General features: G+C 68.8%; 14 protein-coding genes. 5 read left to right on the top strand and 9 right to left on the bottom strand.

What is annotated here, in order from left to right; genetic code table 11:
• Positions 1–3 precede the first annotated feature (3 nt).
• The 4 genes from BM133_RS10685 to BM133_RS10670 form a co-directional block, all read right to left on the bottom strand.
• A complete protein-coding gene (locus BM133_RS10685) occupies positions 4–1,017 on the bottom strand; it encodes a phosphotransferase (RefSeq protein WP_093433560.1) in 1,014 nt (337 codons plus the stop codon).
• A gap of 77 nt (positions 1,018–1,094) precedes the next feature.
• Positions 1,095–1,691 (bottom strand): RNA 2',3'-cyclic phosphodiesterase, encoded by a 597-nt coding sequence (thpR, locus tag BM133_RS10680; protein ID WP_093433558.1) that lies wholly within the window; start codon positions 1,689–1,691, stop codon positions 1,095–1,097.
• Between the two features lie 39 nt (positions 1,692–1,730).
• A complete protein-coding gene (locus BM133_RS10675) occupies positions 1,731–1,958 on the bottom strand; it encodes a hypothetical protein (RefSeq protein WP_093433557.1) in 228 nt (75 codons plus the stop codon).
• A gap of 76 nt (positions 1,959–2,034) precedes the next feature.
• Positions 2,035–3,300, bottom strand: a complete 1,266-nt coding sequence (locus BM133_RS10670) for an SGNH/GDSL hydrolase family protein (protein ID WP_093433555.1) — start codon at positions 3,298–3,300, stop codon at positions 2,035–2,037.
• Between the two features lie 104 nt (positions 3,301–3,404).
• Between BM133_RS10670 and BM133_RS10665 the strand changes: the two genes are divergently transcribed.
• Positions 3,405–4,331 (top strand): LysR family transcriptional regulator, encoded by a 927-nt coding sequence (locus BM133_RS10665; RefSeq protein ID WP_093435251.1) that lies wholly within the window; start codon positions 3,405–3,407, stop codon positions 4,329–4,331.
• Here BM133_RS10665 and BM133_RS10660 read toward each other — a convergent pair.
• The gene (locus tag BM133_RS10660) at positions 4,307–6,550 is read right to left on the bottom strand and encodes a DUF6351 family protein (RefSeq protein WP_143100113.1); all 2,244 of its coding nucleotides are present in this window, start codon (positions 6,548–6,550) and stop codon (positions 4,307–4,309) included. The genes BM133_RS10665 and BM133_RS10660 overlap by 25 nt on opposite strands.
• A 133-nt stretch (positions 6,551–6,683) precedes the next feature.
• Between BM133_RS10660 and BM133_RS10655 the strand changes: the two genes are divergently transcribed.
• Positions 6,684–7,382, top strand: a complete 699-nt coding sequence (locus BM133_RS10655; protein WP_256219134.1) for a Crp/Fnr family transcriptional regulator — start codon at positions 6,684–6,686, stop codon at positions 7,380–7,382.
• An 18-nt stretch (positions 7,383–7,400) separates the two neighbouring features.
• Here the strand turns inward: BM133_RS10655 and BM133_RS10650 are convergent, their stop codons facing one another.
• Genes BM133_RS10650 through BM133_RS10635 form a run of 4 tightly spaced genes read right to left on the bottom strand, consistent with a single transcriptional unit; the run spans position 7,401 to position 11,787 of the window.
• Entirely contained in the window at positions 7,401–7,685 is a 285-nt protein-coding gene (locus BM133_RS10650; protein ID WP_093433551.1) for a hypothetical protein, read from the bottom strand.
• A 57-nt stretch (positions 7,686–7,742) separates the two neighbouring features.
• Positions 7,743–10,013 (bottom strand): xanthine dehydrogenase family protein molybdopterin-binding subunit, encoded by a 2,271-nt coding sequence (locus BM133_RS10645; protein WP_093433549.1) that lies wholly within the window; start codon positions 10,011–10,013, stop codon positions 7,743–7,745.
• Positions 10,010–10,486 carry a (2Fe-2S)-binding protein gene (locus BM133_RS10640; protein WP_093433548.1) on the bottom strand — a complete coding sequence of 159 codons (477 nt, stop codon included), beginning with the start codon at positions 10,484–10,486 and terminating at the stop codon, positions 10,010–10,012. Before BM133_RS10640 ends, BM133_RS10645 begins: the two co-directional genes overlap by 4 nt.
• A complete protein-coding gene (locus BM133_RS10635) occupies positions 10,483–11,787 on the bottom strand; it encodes a c-type cytochrome (RefSeq protein WP_093433546.1) in 1,305 nt (434 codons plus the stop codon). Before BM133_RS10635 ends, BM133_RS10640 begins: the two co-directional genes overlap by 4 nt.
• Before the next feature lie 216 nt (positions 11,788–12,003).
• Between BM133_RS10635 and BM133_RS10630 the strand changes: the two genes are divergently transcribed.
• From BM133_RS10630 to BM133_RS10620, 3 genes are all read left to right on the top strand, one after another.
• Positions 12,004–12,897: a LysR substrate-binding domain-containing protein gene (locus tag BM133_RS10630; protein WP_093433545.1), complete on the top strand. Its 894-nt coding sequence runs from the start codon at positions 12,004–12,006 to the stop codon at positions 12,895–12,897.
• Between the two features lie 130 nt (positions 12,898–13,027).
• Positions 13,028–14,236, top strand: a complete 1,209-nt coding sequence (locus BM133_RS10625; protein ID WP_093433543.1) for a CaiB/BaiF CoA transferase family protein — start codon at positions 13,028–13,030, stop codon at positions 14,234–14,236.
• Positions 14,233–15,225, top strand: a complete 993-nt coding sequence (locus BM133_RS10620; protein ID WP_093433542.1) for a hydroxymethylglutaryl-CoA lyase — start codon at positions 14,233–14,235, stop codon at positions 15,223–15,225. Before BM133_RS10625 ends, BM133_RS10620 begins: the two co-directional genes overlap by 4 nt.
• Positions 15,226–15,258: the final 33 nt, after the last annotated feature.

Genomic DNA, 15,258 nt, shown 5'->3' with positions numbered 1-15,258 from the left:
GGATCAGGTGACGGCTTCGTAGCTTTGGTGCGCGATGGCGACCACGTCGCCGGGCTGGAACTGGCTCGCCATCTGGCGCATGGCTTCTTCGCGGTCCTCGGTGCTCGCGGACGCATCGAAGACCTGGTCGCTGATCTCCAGGATGTCGCGCACGATGCGCTCGTGGCGGTAGTACGCGAGCGCGACCGGGTCGATGTCCGCAGCGCCGTAGCCTTGGTAGAACTGCGCCTCTTCGTGCGGCTGGTTCCACACTTGGCCGACGCCGCCGCCGACGAACATCAGGTCGCGCTCCTTGGGCGCGAGGACCAGCGTGTCCCAGTCGACGATGGCCAATCGGTCGTCGTCTCCCAGCAGCACATTGCCGGCGTGGATGTCCGCATGGCACACGACCTGCGGCAATGCCTTCTCCAGCAGGATCGAGGCGAGCTGCTCGCTGCGATAGACGATGGTGTCGATCTCCTCGTCGTGCTGCTCCCAGAAGGCGTGGAACCGCTGGATGATCGCGTCGCCCACGAAGCCATTGATGAAGCGGCGCTGGTAGCGCCTGACGCCTTCGCGCCCATGGTGCGCGTAGGTTTCCTTGGGGATGCTTGCGAGCAGAGCGGGCGGCAAATCGGTGCGATGAATGGCGCCCAGCGCTGCGCCGAGGGCGGTCCATTGCGCGGCCGTCAGGGCACGTTCGAAGCCGTTGCGGCCTTCGAAGAAGGGATAGAGCATCCAGTCGAAGCCGTGGCGCTGCACGCTGAGTTGACGGTCCGTTGTCGGCAACGGTGCCATCACCGCGGCGATGCCTTTGTCGTGATGGAGAAAGGCCGGCACGGCAACGGCCGTCTTGTCGAAATCGCCGCTGCGCAGCTTCAGGAAGTACGCCGTGCCGTCGTCCGCCTGCACGCGGAAAACCGCGGAATGGACGTCAGCGCCCAGAGGGAGAAATTCGGTGTGCGTCGCCTGGAGGCCGTAGGTTTCGGCGAGGCACTTTGAAATGGTGTCGTGGGCGATATCGGGTGGTGTCAGCATGCGGCGGGCGTGGCGTTGATCGATGGATGCCGAAAATTGTCTCACCCGATAAGGCCACGAAAGCTGACTGCCTCGTGTCAGACGTCGTCTTCTTCGTCGGTCTCGTAGGTGGCCAGCACCTGGTGCTCCACCGGATGCGAAGTGAACGAGCGCACGAGCAGGAATTTCCTCACGCGCCACGGGATCGGCGGCAGGCTCATCGGATAGGCCGCGCCCTCGGTCCGCCGGGCGATGGTGATGTGCGGTGTGAACGTCGGCGTTTCGGTGACGATGCCCGCCTTCTGCACGGCGCGGCCGATGTCTGCATGCAGGGTGCGCAGCGCGCCGTGCTCTGAGGGTTGCAGCACCGCGATGTCGTTGCGCCATGTGCGTGAGCTGTCCAGCACGAGGTTCATGGGCTGCACCCGAACCTGGGCGAGCGCCTCGCACAGGCGTTTCTCGACAGCCTTGGGCTGGTCGCCGAAGCAGTGGAGCGTCAGGTGCAGTCGCGGGCCGCGAGGAAAGTAGTGGCCCTTGGGCCAGATCCAGTCCTTGCGGTGCGCTTCGATGGCCGCCTGCACGTCGGGCTCGGGAAACAGCGCGATGAGCAGGTGCCGCTGCCGCTCGAAAGAGGGGGAGTCCCAGTCGGGTTCCGGATCGTTCGGAAAAACATCGCCACGGTAGAAATCGTCCATTGCAGTTCTCCTTGAGAAAGATAGATGAAGAGGCGGGGCTCAGGTCTCCGACGGCCACCAATGCTCGGCCGTCGTGCGGATGACGCGCGCCGCCTGAACGCGGACGTCATCCCTCTCATTGCTGTCGCCGTGGCCGTGTTCCCGGACCACGCGGAAGGGCCAGGTGGAGATCCGGCCTGCGCGTTGCCGCGGCTGCATCGGATGCCGCCGGGCGGAAGAGAAAAAAAGAACCTGTGCGGAGGGCGCAGGCGGATTGGCGGTGGTCATGGAGTCGCCTCGAAGTTGTTCTTGGAGACGATCGATTCTAGAGAAAAGACTGTATTTATGTACAGTATATTTGCGCCTATTTTGGATCGTTACCCAGCAGGGCGTCCAGGTCGATCGCGGCCGCCATCGCCTTGTAGCCGGCGTCGCCCGGATGCAGGTGGTCGCCCGAATCCATCGCCGCCTTCAGGCGCGTCGGGCGCGCCGGATCGCGCAGCAGCGCATCGAAGTCGACCACCGCATCGAAGGCGCCGCTCTCGCGGATCCAGCGGTTCACGGCCTGCCGCACCTTCTCCTTCTCGGGCGAGTGATGGCCTTCGAGCGGCGTGCCTTCCAGTGCGCGTTCGTTGGGCGTGACCGTGCCGGCCACGATGCGCACGTTGTGGGCGCGGGCCATCGCGATCAGCTGGCGGAATCCCTGGATCAGGTCTTCCGCGCGCATCGCCGGCTCCTGCGGCGCGAAGGGGCCGCCGGGCCAGCCGATGTCGTTGGTGCCCAGCAGCACGATCACGGCGCGCACGCCCGGCTGCGCGAACGCGTCGCGACCGGCGCGTTCCAGGCCGGCGCGCCCCATGCCGTCCTTCATCAGCCGGCCACCGGAGATGCCGGCGTTGAGCACGCCGACGCCGCGCGGGGCCAGGCGCTCGGCCAGCGCATCGGGCCAGCGCGTGTTGGCGCCGGGCGTAGAGCCGTTGCCGTCGGTGATCGAATCGCCCAGCGCGACGACGGTGGTCGGCGGCGTGGGCGTCTCGACGACCAGGCCGCTGACGTAGACGCGCGTGTTCCATTGCGAGGCCGCGGCCGGCAGGCGGGCCGCGCCGGTCAGCTCGCCACCCGCGACATACGCCGTTTCGCGCGCATCGAAATGAAAGCCCGCGGGCTGGCTGGGCTTCGGCAAATAAAGCGATACGGCGACTTCACCGAGCGCGGGCAGCGGCAGGTCGACCGGATCGCTGACGAGGCGCGCACCGGGCGGCACGGTCACTTCGGCGTGCCCGCCGAAGCGCAATGCGCGGTCCGTGCCGTCGACGATGGCCGAGCCTTCGCCATGCCGCGCCACGCGCGCCGCGCCGATGTACAGCGGCGCCGTGCCGCCTTCGTTGCTGATCACCACGCGCAGCTTCGCACCGCCGATGCTCAAGCGCACCACCTGGCGGATGGTCTGCTGGTTGAACTGGAAGGGCAGGCCGTTCGGCAGCACGAAGTCGCCGCCCCAGATCGGCTGGGTGCTGGCCATCCAGCTGGGGCTCCAATAGGCCGGCGCCGCCGATGCGGCAGCCATGCCCGCGAGGGTCAGCGCCGCGGCCCCGTGCTTGAGGATCGATCCGAGGGTCGATGCGTTCATGTTCGTGTCCTTGAAAGTGAAGCGAGGCCCCGACTTTCTGCCATGCGAGTTCGGATGGGTAGATGGCAAAATTGCATCCGACACATTCCGAAATCGAATACACCATGGACACCTTGCGCGCACTCTCGGCTTTCGTGCACAGCGTCGAACTCGGGAGCCTCTCGGGCGCGGCCCGCGCGCTCGACACCACGCAGCCCACCATCAGCAAGCTGGTCGCGGGACTGGAGCGGTCGCTCGGCGTTCGGCTGCTGCGCCGCGCCGCCACGGGCCTGAGCCTCACCGAGGAAGGGCAGCGCTTTCACGAGCGCGCGCGTCGCGTGCTGGAGGACTACGGCGATGCGGTCGCCGATGCGCGCGAGCAGGTGCAGCAACCGCAGGGCCTGTTGCGCGTGAGCGCGCCGGTCACCATGGGGCAGCGACACCTCAACGCGATGGCGATGGAGTTCCTGCGGCTCTACCCGGACATCGAACTCGAACTGGTGCTCGACGACCGCTTCGTCGATCCGCGCGAAGAGCGCATCGACGTGTCGCTGCGCGTCGGCGGCGCGCTGCCGCCGGACCTCGTCGCCAGGCACCTGGGCTCCTGGCCGCGCGTGCTCGTCGCCTCACCGGACTACGTGGCCGCGCGCGGCAAACCCAGGAAGCCCCAGGATCTGCTGTCGCACGACTACATCCGCTATGCCGCGGGCGACGACGGCGTCCTGCTGCAAGGGCCGGAAGGCGCCGTGACCGTGCCGGTGCGCAGCCGCTACCGCGTGAACAACGCGGTGGCGATGCTCGACAGCGTGCTCGGCGGCGCCGGCATTTCGCTGCAACCCACGTGGATGGTGGCCGACCACCTGGCCGATGGCAGCCTGGTGCGCGTGCTCGCGCGCCACACGGGCCCGGCGCAGGAAGTGCACCTGCTCTATGCCCCGCGCCGCCACCAGCCGCTGCGCGTGCGCGTGCTGGTGGACTTCCTGGCAGAGCGCGTGGCGCAACTGCCAGGGGCTGCGCGCAAGCCGACTCAGTTGAGCGGCAAGCGCAGGTAGGTGCCGCGCAGCGGTTCCTGGCTCACGCCCGGCTTGCTCCAGTCGCACACCCCGCTCGGGAAGAGCGTCTGCAGCCGCGCGAGGTCGGCGCCGGCGATCGTCACCGAATAGTCGGCGGCGTTGACCGGCTTGAGCTGGCACTTGAGCACATCGTTCACCAGCGGCGAGCCGGCCGCGAGGCGCGGCGTGGTGAAGCGCGGGTACACCGCGTTGCAGCTGGCCGCCGGGTCCAGCGATGCGGCTTCGTCGATGCGCGTGCCGGTCTTGTTCCAGCAGGCGTCGTTGGCGCCGGCCGGTTTGTTGCGCACCACCTTGTCGATCGATGCGGGCGCCGGGTCGGCGGCCATGTTGTCCAGCCACTTGTTCAGGAGGTCGATCGAGCCGCTCATGTAGTCGTAGCCCGAGGTGGAACCCAGCGTCCAGATGATCTGGTTGTCGCTGCGGCCGTTGGCGCGCTGCAGGCGGGCCCGGATGATCAGGTCCTGCGTCGTGTCGTGGATGTCGCCCACCGCATCGGCGTTGCCGCGCTGCGTGATGATCGGGATGTTCGCCAGGCCCGGTCCCCTGAAGCCGTTCTTGAAGCCGCCCGCGTAGGTGAGCTTGAGCGCATCGGGGTCGGCCTCGGAGCGCGCGGCCTGCGGGTTGCCGTCGCCGTCGTAGCCGCCGACCTTCTCGTTGAGGTCGAGGAACTCCTTCACCGAGATCGTGCCGCCGTTCAGCGCCGCCAGGCCGTACTGCAAGCCGATGTTGTCCAGGGGCCGGCGCGCCTCCTGCGTGCCGGGACGCTTGCCCAGCAGGTTCACGTTGGTCTGGAACAGGTCGCAGCGGATGCCTGTCGGGTTCGTTGCGCGGTTGAAGACGTTCGCGATGTTGGCCGGATCGGTGAAGCCGCAGCCGGGTGCGTTGTCCGACTTGATGATGCTTGCGAAGGCCGCGTCCCATGACAGGCAGGTGTTCGTGTTGAAGCCGTTCACCGCGTTCTGCTTGGCGGTCGTCCAGGTGGCGGTGTCCAGCTTGTAGACGTTGTTGAGCAGCCGGCACTCCATCACCTCGGGCATCAGCGTCTCGGGGAAGGAAACGATGGGCTGGATGCCGTCCAGCAGCCCCGGGTAGAGCTGCGCGATCAGGTACTGCTGGATCGCGCCGCCCGAGCCGCCGAAGCCGGCGGTCCACTTGGGCACCTCGCCGAATTCCTCGATGACGTGCTCCTTCATCATCATCAGCGTCTCGCCCTGCAGGTGCGGATTGGCATGCTGGTTGTTCCAGAGCTCGGTCGAATTCATGAAGGCGAAGCCGCGTGAGAGCTGGATGTGGCCGACGTCGCCCAGGATCGTCTCGATGGGATGCACGCCCTGGTTGTATTGCGCCGAGCCGCAGCAGTCGAAGTAGGCGACGAGCTTCTTGTTCCACCCCGGGCCGGGCTTCCACGCGGCGGGCGCATCCTTGCTGGGGTTGTCGAGCACCGCGAGCCGGTACACGCCGCGGTTGATGGTGCCCGACTCCACGCGCACGATGTACGGCACCGTGGTGCCGTCGTTGGTGGTGGTCGTCGCGAGGTCGGCCGGGCGCGCGCCCGTGGGGTCGGCCAGCGGCTTGAAGATGTTCGCGTTGGTGCGGTAGTACCAGACCACCTGCGTCGCGGCCGAGCAGTCGGCATCCAGCGCGGTGCCCAGGCCGTTCTGCACGGTGCGGCATTCGTAGGGCGAGATGTGCGGGCCCGAGAGGATCGGCCCGGTGATCGGGTAGTTGACCAGCTTGGTCTCGGTGCGCTGCGCCGCCACGTCGGCATTGCTCACCACCAGCGTGTTGACGCTGCCGGTGGTGCTGGCCGCATCGGTCGTGAGGCCGGTGACCAGGCCGCGCAGCATGCGGGTCGTGCTGTTGACGACGGGCACCTGCGAGGTCACGTCTTTTCCATTCAGGCTCACGCGCACCTTGTCGAGCGCAACGCCCACGGGCGCGGTCACTTCGATCAACGCGTCGCCGCCGCTCACCATGTCGGGCGCCGAAGAGAGCGTCTTGACCTGGAACGCGGCGGGCGTCTGCGTGGCGGGCGGCGGGCTGGCGCCGGGAATGAACGGAAACACCGAGCCGCCATCGGACCCGCCGCCGCACCCTGCGACGAGCAGCGCGCCGACCATCGCGATGCCTGCGGCGGCGACCTGGACACGGGGCCACGGAGAAACCCGCTTGTGCGGGCGGCGAGGTGTAGCGAGCATGGATGTCTCCTTCTGTTATGTGTATTGGAAGATTAAGGATGGACGTTCCACGCTGCGGTCGTCGCGACGACACATGAGGCGCCAATCGCTAGAGGTAATCCCTGATTCCGCACCGGCGCCGACCGCGCATGCGATGGAAGACATGGTCCGGCACTCGCGCTGGGCGGCGGGCCTCGCGCCCGCCGACGTCGAGCACGTGCTCGGCAGCATGCAGGAGCGCCAGTTCGCGCGCGGCGCCTGCATCGCGCGGGCGGGGCAGATGGTCGAGCACTGGATGGGGCTCATCGACGGCTTCGCCAAGATGTCGGTGGCCTCGGAAGACGGGCGGGTGTCCACGCTCACCGGCGTCTCGGCCGGCGTGTGGTTCGGCGAAGGCTCGCTCTTCAAGCACGAGGCGCGCCGCTACGACGTGTTCGCGCTGCGGCCCACGCGGGTCGCGCTGATGCCGCGCCGCACCTTCGAATGGCTGCGCGGCACCAGCGTGCCGTTCAACCACTACCTGCAGGATCTGCTGAACGCGCGGCTGAGTCTTTTCATCGGCGCGCTCGCGCACGAACGGCTGCTCGATACGGATGCGCGCGTTGCCAATTGCCTGGCGAGCCTTTTCAACCCCGACCTGTATCCGGACGCGCCGCGCTTCCTGGAAGTGGGGCAGGTCGAGATCGGGCTCCTGGCGAACGTGTCGCGGCAGCGCGTGAACGTGGCGCTGCAACGCCTGCAGGCGCTGCAGCTCATTCGCCTGGAGAAGCGCGGCCTCACGGTGCTCGACCTGGGCGGGCTGGTCAACTACAAGGCCATCGAGACCGGCGCGCCGCCCGTGCGCAGCGCCTGAAGCGCAATCGGCGCAGCGTCACTCCACGCGGACTTCGAAGTAGGCCTCGTCGGCCTCGCCGAGCGCGCGGAAGCCCGCCGTCTTCGCCGCTTCGTAGGCCTTGGCCCAGCTCGCGGCCAGGGCGATCTCGTCCTTGGTGAGTTCGTCGGCGCTGGATTCGCTGGCGTTCTCGAACGCCTTCAGGGCCTGCTCGACGTTGTCGCCCAGCAGCTTGTCCAGTTCGCGGCGAAAGCGCGTCTCGGCGGTGGCAATGACGTCGGGCGGTGCGTCGGGGAAGTCGATCAGTTTCACGGTGTAGCTCATGGGCGGCGATGCTACGTGATGCGCGTGACTGCGCATGACTGCGCATGACTGCGCGTGTCAGCCCGTGCGGTATTCCTTGAGCCGGCCCCCGGCCGCCAGCGGCAGCGTGCGCAGGCGCCGCCCGGTGGCATCGGCGATCGCGTTGGCCATCGCTGCCGGCGCCGGCCCCTGCGACGCTTCGCCGGTGCCCAGAAACGGCGCGCCCGGGCGGTCGATGAGGTGCACCTCGACCTTTCGCGGCACCTCCGAGAAACGCATGATCGGGTAGCCGCTCCAGTCGTGGCTGCGGATGCGCTGGCTGTCGTACTGCACCTGCTCGAACAGCGCCCAGCTGGACGATTGCAGGATGCCGCCCTCGACCTGGTTGCGCACGCCATCGGGGTTGACCACCTGCCCGCAATCGATGGCCGCCACCGCGCGCTCGATGCGCACTTCGCCGGTCTCGGGAACGATCGAAATCTCGACCGCGAGCGCCAGATAGCTCATGAGGTTCTTGTACTGCGCGAACGAAAAACCCACGCCGCGGTGGGGCACGCGCTTTCGCTTCGGATCCCAGCCGAAGCGCTGCGCGGCCAGGTTGACCACGTCGCGCGCGCGCGGATCGTCCAGGTGCCTGAGCCGGAACGCGACCGGGTCGGCGCCCGCGGCCGCGGCCAGCTCGTCCATGAAGCTCTCGATGGTGAAGACGTTCATGAATGCGCCCAGGCCCCGCATCGCCGAGACGCGCACCGGCATGTCGGGCAGGAAGTGGTGCTGCACCTCGTAGTTCGCAAAGTTGTACAGCGGCAGGCTGTTGCGGTCGCCGCCGCCCTCGGGCATTGGAATCGGCTTGGGCGGCGCGGGCACGAAGGGCCTGGCCAGGTACTGCGCGGAGATGAAGCGGCCCGCGTTGTCCAGGCGCTGGTTGTGCGAGTTGCTCCAGATCTCGTACTGCCAGTCGACCACGCGGCCTTCTGCGTCGAGCGAGGCCTTCACGTCGGTGACCATCGCGGGGCCGAAGGGCTCCCAGGTGAACTCGTCCTCGCGCATCCATTGCACGCGCACCGGCTTGCCGGGCAGGGCGCGCGCGATGAGCGCGGCCTCGGCGCCCGCATCGTCGGCGGCGTTGTGGCCGTAGCAGCCCGAGCCTTCGACGTGGATGCAGCGGATGTCCTCGGGCTTCATCGACAGCAGCTCGGCCAGCGCCGCGCGCATCGGGAACACGCCCTGCGAATGGGTCCAGACGCTGAGCTTGGCGCCCCCGGCATCGAACTGCGCGACCGCGCACGAAGGGCCGATCGATGCATGCGCGAGATAGGGCTTGGTGAAGCGCGCATGGAGCGTCTTCGCGGCGGGCGCCGCGGTGCCATGCCGGTCGCCGACGTGGATCTCGCGTGCCGGCAGCTTCATCAGCGTGTCGGCGATGGTGGCGGGCGTGGGCAGCGGCGCGGCCTGCGGCTGCCAGCGCGCGGCGCCGGTCAGCGCACGCATCGCCTGGATGGCCTGCCACTCGTCTTCTGCGACCACGGCGACGAAGCTGCCGTCGCGCACGACCTTCAGCACGCCCGGCATCTTCTCGACGGCCGCGCTGTCCAGCGCCGTGAGCGTCGCGCCATACGACGGCGGGCGCACGATGCGCGCATGCACCATGCCCGGCGGGCGCATGTCCTGCACGTAGCTCGCACCGCCCGTGACCTTGCCGGGAATGTCCACGCGGCGCAGCGACTGGCCGATGACGCGGTGCTTCGCGGGCTCGACCAGGTCGGAGCGCGGCTCGGCGCGGCGGTGCAGATCGAGGCCGCTGACCGCATCGCCGTAGCTCAGCGTGCGCCCGTCGGCTGAAGTGATCTTGCCGTCGCGCGCCGTGAGTTGATCGGCCGCGACGCCGAGCTTCGCGGCCGCCGTGCCCAGCAGCAAGGTGCGCACCTGCGCGGCCGCATGCAGGATCGCCGTGCCGCTGTCGGCCGTCGAATGGCTGCCGGCGGTGTAGCCCTCGTTGGGCGTGGCACCGGTGTCGGCGGTGACCATGTGGATCGCTGGCGGCAACACACCGAGTTGCTCGGCGGCGATCTGGATGAACGCGGTGCGGATGCCCGTGCCGAGCTCGGCCTTGCCGGTGAAGACCGTGATGGCGCCTTTCTCGTCGATGCGAATCCACGCATCGAGCATCGGCGAACTGCCCAGGTCGCCCGGCAGCTTGGCCGCGCCGCCATCGACTGCGACCGGCGCTGCGGCTTCGGTGGCCTGCTGCGCCAATGCGGAGGCGGCCGGCCAGAGCGCGAAGCTCACGGTCAGCGAGCCCGCGGCGATGAAGTGGCGGCGCGACGGATCGCGAAGTTCCGAACTCATGCGGCCGCTCCCTTGCCCGCCATCGTCTGCGAGGCCTGCACGATCGCCGCGACGATGCGCATGTGCGTGCCGCATCGGCAGAGGTTGGGCTGCATGTGGCGGCGGATTTCTTCCTCGTTCGCGCCGGGCCGCTCGTCGAGCAGCGCCTGCGCGCGCATCACCATGCCGGCGATGCAGTAGCCGCACTGCGCGGCCTGCTGGTCCATGAAGGCCTTCTGGATCGGCGCGGGCTTCTCGGCGCTGCCCAGGCCCTCGATGGTGCGCACCGCGCGCTGGCCCACGGCCGACACCGGCATGAGGCACGAGAACACCGGACGCTTGTCGACGATGACGGTGCAGGCGCCGCATTGGCCGAGGCCACAGCCGTACTTCGCGCCGTTGAGCTTCAGGTGGTTGCGCAGCGCGTAGAGCAGCGGCATCGACGGGTCGATGTCCAGCGCGTGGTCGGTGCCGTTGACGGTCAGGGTGATCATTTCGGCGATGCCTCGTTGCGGATGTGGGCGACGTCCTTTTCCAGGTCGGGCCAGGCCGGCCGCTGCGTGGAACTGGCGCGCACGTAGGTCAGGACTTCGGCGATCTGCGCATCGCTCAGTGCGTCGGCGAAGGGCGGCATGAAATGCGCCGCCGTGGAGCCGTTCCATGGATTGCCGCCGAGCACCGTGCGGATCGCGTTGCGCGCGCTGTCGGCGTTGATGGCCGTGCTCAGCGCCAGCGAAGGCCGCTCGCTGATCGTGCCCATCGGCGCAGTGGCGGCGTGGCAGCCGGCGCAGGCACCGGCGAACAGGGCGGCGCCGCTGTCGACGCGCTGGCCTGCTGTTGCGACGGCCGGTGCGGGTGCAGGTGCAGATGCGGATGCGGTTGCGGATGACGCCGGTGCCTTGGTGTCCAGCGCGAGGATGTACGTCGCGATCGCGCGCACGTCGGCCTCGGGCACATCGGCCATGTGTTGCGTCACCGGGCGCATCGGACCGGAGGCGGCGCCGTGCTCGCTCGAAAGGCCGGTGCGCAGGTAGGCCACGAGCTGCTCGCGCGTCCATGGCTTGGGCGACTTCGATGCCAGTGCATTGAGCGGCGGCGCTTCCCAGCCGTCGATCAGGTTGCCCGCGAAGGCCTGGCCGCTCTTCTCGGCGCCGAGCATGTTCATCGGCGTGTGGCAGGCTGCGCAATGACCGGCGCCCTCCACGAGGTACTGGCCGCGCAGCCATTCGGCCGACTGCGGCGTGGCCGGTGCCGGCAGTGCCCCGCGTTGCAGGAACAGCAGGTTCCATCCCGCCACCAGCGGCCTGAAGCCGAGCGGGAACACGAGCTCGTTCTCCGGCGGCTTGGATTCGGCGGGCGTGCGCGCCATCAGGTACGCGTAGAGCGCGCCGACGTCCTCCTGCGTCATCCGCGTGAAGTGCGCGTAGGGAAACGCCGGGTACAGCAGGTGCCCGTCGCGCGAGACGCCGGCGTGCATCGCGCGCTCGAAGGCGGCGAGCGACCAGCTGCCGATGCCGGTGGCCGTATCGGGCGTGATGTTGGTGCTGTAGATCGTGCCGAAGGGCGTCTTCAGCGGCAGCCCGCCCGCGTAGGGCTTGCCGTGGGCGCTCGTGTGGCAGACCATGCAGTCGCCCTGCGCCGCGATGCGCGCGCCTTGCGCGAGCAGCGCCTGGTTGTCGGTCGGTACCGGGCGGTCGGGCAGGGCGTCGATGGACGGCTGCCATGCATAGGCGCCGGCGCCGACGGCCGCAGCCGCGATGACGGCCAGCGTTGCCATCCATAACCTGAATTTCATGCGAGCTCTCGTTGCGCCTCGCGGCGTTGGGGCGCGATCTTACGGATCGGCATTGCGCGTGTTTTCGCCTGTTGCAATAACCAGGCAGCGTGCTCGGGTGCTCATTCCGGCCTAACAAACGCAAAGGGGAAAGGGAAACCGTTGAGGGTCCGAAGCGGACCCGGCGCGCACAATGGCCTCCCGCCTTCCCTCCGCATCCAAGCACTGCACGCAGCCGTGAACCTGCATCGCCTCGACCTCGTCTCGCTCTCGCTCTTCAACCTCGTGGTGCGCACCGGCAGCATCAGCAAGGGCGCCGAACTCGCGCACCTGGCGGTGGGCGCGGCCAGCAAGCGCATCTCCGATCTGGAGGCGGCGGTGGGCACCGAGCTCTTCGAGCGCCATTCGCGCGGCGTCACGCTCACCGTCGCGGGCGATGCGTTGCACCGGCATGCGCAGCGCATCCTGAACGACGTCGACCAGCTCGCGGCCGACCTGTCGGACTACGCCTCGGGCGTGGTGGGCGTGGTGCGCCTGTGGGTCAACACCTCGGCCGTGACGCAGTTCCTGCCGCGCGAACTCGCGAGCTTCGTGGCCGCCAACCCCGGCATCCGCATCGAGCTCGAGGAGCAGAACAGCAGCGAGATCGTGCTGGCGGTGCTCGACGGCCGCGCCGACGTCGGCATCTTCGCGGACCGCACGCCCACGCTGGGCCTGGACATCGTGAACTACCGCGAAGACCGCCTGGTGCTGGTCGTGCCGCGCGGCCACCCGTTCGCGCGCCGCAAGAGCGTGCGTTTCGAAGAGGCCTGCGACTTCGACTTCGTGACCCTCTCGGGCGCCACCTCGCTCGCGCAGCGCCTGCAGGCCGCAAGCGAGACGCTGGGGCGGCGCCTGAAGCTGCGCATCCAGGTGCGCAGCTTCGATGCCATGTGCCAGATGGTCGCTGCGGGCATGGGCGTGGCGGTGCTGCCACGCGAGGCGATACAGCCGCACCTGCGCTCGATGAACCTGCGCGAGATCACGCTCGAAGACGACTGGACCCACCGGCGCCTGGTGATCGGCCTGCGCGATGCGGGCGCGGTGCCGCGCCACGTGCGAACGCTCATCGACCACCTCTGCGCGGGTTAACCCCTTCCAGCTTTCGCGATCCGCGAAAGCTGGGTGCGCGCCTTTGTCGTTCCCTCCGAGAGGCCGGCTGCCCAGAATCCGGGCATCGGATGCAGCACCCCGCCTGCACTCCAACGGAGACTTCAAACACATGGCTCTCACGCTACCTACACCCGGCGCCCTGCAAGGCCTGCGCGTCATCGAGATGGGCCAGCTCATCGCCGGTCCCTTCGCCGGCAAGACGCTCGGCGAATTCGGCGCCGACGTCGTCAAGATCGAGCCGCCCGGCAGCGGCGATCCGCTGCGCAACTGGCGGCTGATCCAGGAGGGCACCTCGGTCTGGTGGCAGGTGCAGTCGCGCAACAAGCGCTCCATCGCGCTGGACCTGCGCAGCACCGAAGGCCAGGACATCGCGCGCAAGCTCATCGCCGAGGCCGATGTGCTCATCGAGAACTTCCGCCCCGGCACGCTCGAAGGCTGGGGCATGGGCTACGACGTGCTCTCGGCGCTGAACCCCGGCCTCGTGATGCTGCGTATCTCCGGCTACGGGCAGACCGGCCCCTACCGCGACCTGCCCGGCTTCGGCGCCATCGGCGAGGCGATGGGCGGGCTGCGCCACCTCACCGGCGAGCCGGGCCAGGTGCCGGTGCGCTGCGGCATCTCCATCGGCGACACGCTGGCCGCGCTGCACGGCACCGTCGGCGTGCTCACGGCGCTCTACCACCGCAAGGTGAACGGCGGCAAGGGGCAGGTGATCGACGTCGCGCTCAACGAGGCGGTGTTCAACGTCATGGAGAGCCTGGTGCCCGAGTACAGCGCATTCGGCGCGGTGCGGGAGGCCGCCGGGAGCGCCTTGCCCGGCATCGCACCATCGAACGCCTACCGCTGCAGCGACGGCTTCGTGCTGATCGCGGGCAACGGCGACAGCATCTTCAAGCGGCTGATGCAGACCATCGGGCGCGACGACCTGGGCGCCGACGCGGCACTGGCCGACAACGCGGGCCGCGTGGCGCGCGTGGAAGAACTCGACCGGGCGATCGAGGCCTGGACGCTGGTGCGCCCGGTGGCCGAGGTGCTCGACGTGCTCGGCGCGGCGCGCGTGCCCGCCGGCAAGGTCTACACCGCCAAGGACATCTGCGAAGACCCGCACTACCGCGCGCGCGACATGCTGCTGCAACAACGCACGCGCGACGGCCACGACATCGAGGTGCCCGGCGTGGTGCCCAAGCTCATGGGCACGCCGGGCACGGTGCGCTCCTCGGCGCCGGGCCTGGGAGACGACACGGATTCGGTCCTGGACGAACTCGGCTTCACCGCCGATGACATCGCCGCGTTGCGCGGCAGAAAGGTGGTCGCATGAACAACGCGGACAACGCAGTCTGGAACGGCGCCTCGCGGCGCATCAGGATGTACGAGGTCGGCACGCGCGACGGCCTGCAGGCCGAAGCGGCCTTCGTGCCCACGGAAGACAAGATCGCACTGGTCAACGCGCTCTCGCGCGCGGGCATGGCGAAGATCGAGGTCACGGCCTTCGTCTCGCCGAAGGCGATTCCCGCGCTGTCCGATGCCGAGATCGTGCTGCGCGAGATCGAGCGCGTGCCCGGCGTGGTCTACAGCGCGCTCGTGCCCAACGTGCGCGGCGCCGAACGCGCCATCGATGCACAGGCCAACGAGATGAACCTCGTGATGTCGGCCAGCGAAAGCCACAACCTCGCCAACTTGCGCATGACGCGCGAACAGTCGCTGCGGGGCCTTGCCGAAGTGGCGTCGCTCGCGCGGCAGGCCGGCGTGGCGGTCAACGTGTCGCTCTCGTGCAGCTTCGGCTGCCCGATCGAAGGCGACATCGCGGAGAGCGATGCGTTCGCGTGGTGCGGGCGCTTCGTCGAAGAAGTCGGAGCGACGGGCATCACGTTGTGCGATACGACGGGCATGGCCTACCCGGGGCAGGTCGCGCACATGGTGCGCGAATTCATCGCGCGCTGGCCCGCCACCGCCCTGACCCTGCACTTCCACAACACGCGCGGCATGGGCCTGGCGAACGTGCTCGCGTCCATCGACGCGGGCGCGCGCTGCTTCGACGCCTCGATCGGCGGCATCGGCGGCTGCCCCTATGCGCCGGGCGCATCGGGCAACGTGTGCAGCGAAGACATCGCGCACGCGCTGGAGCTCATGGGCTACGACACCGGCACCGACGTGCAGGCGCTGATGGCCGCCGCGCGCCGCCTGCCGGCGCTCATCGGGCACGACACGCCGAGCCAGATCGCGAAGGCCGGGCGCCGGCTCGACCTGCATCCGCCACCGGCCGATTTCGAGGCCACGCGCGCGCGGGCGCTTGCACGCGAGCACTGATTTCCCATCGAGTTCACTTCCACAGAAACCAGG

This window comes from Variovorax sp. 770b2, assembly GCF_900115685.1.
Lineage (GTDB): Bacteria > Pseudomonadota > Gammaproteobacteria > Burkholderiales > Burkholderiaceae_C > Variovorax.
Note: the sequence above shows the minus strand (reverse complement) of the source record. Positions and strands in the feature narration are given on the sequence as shown.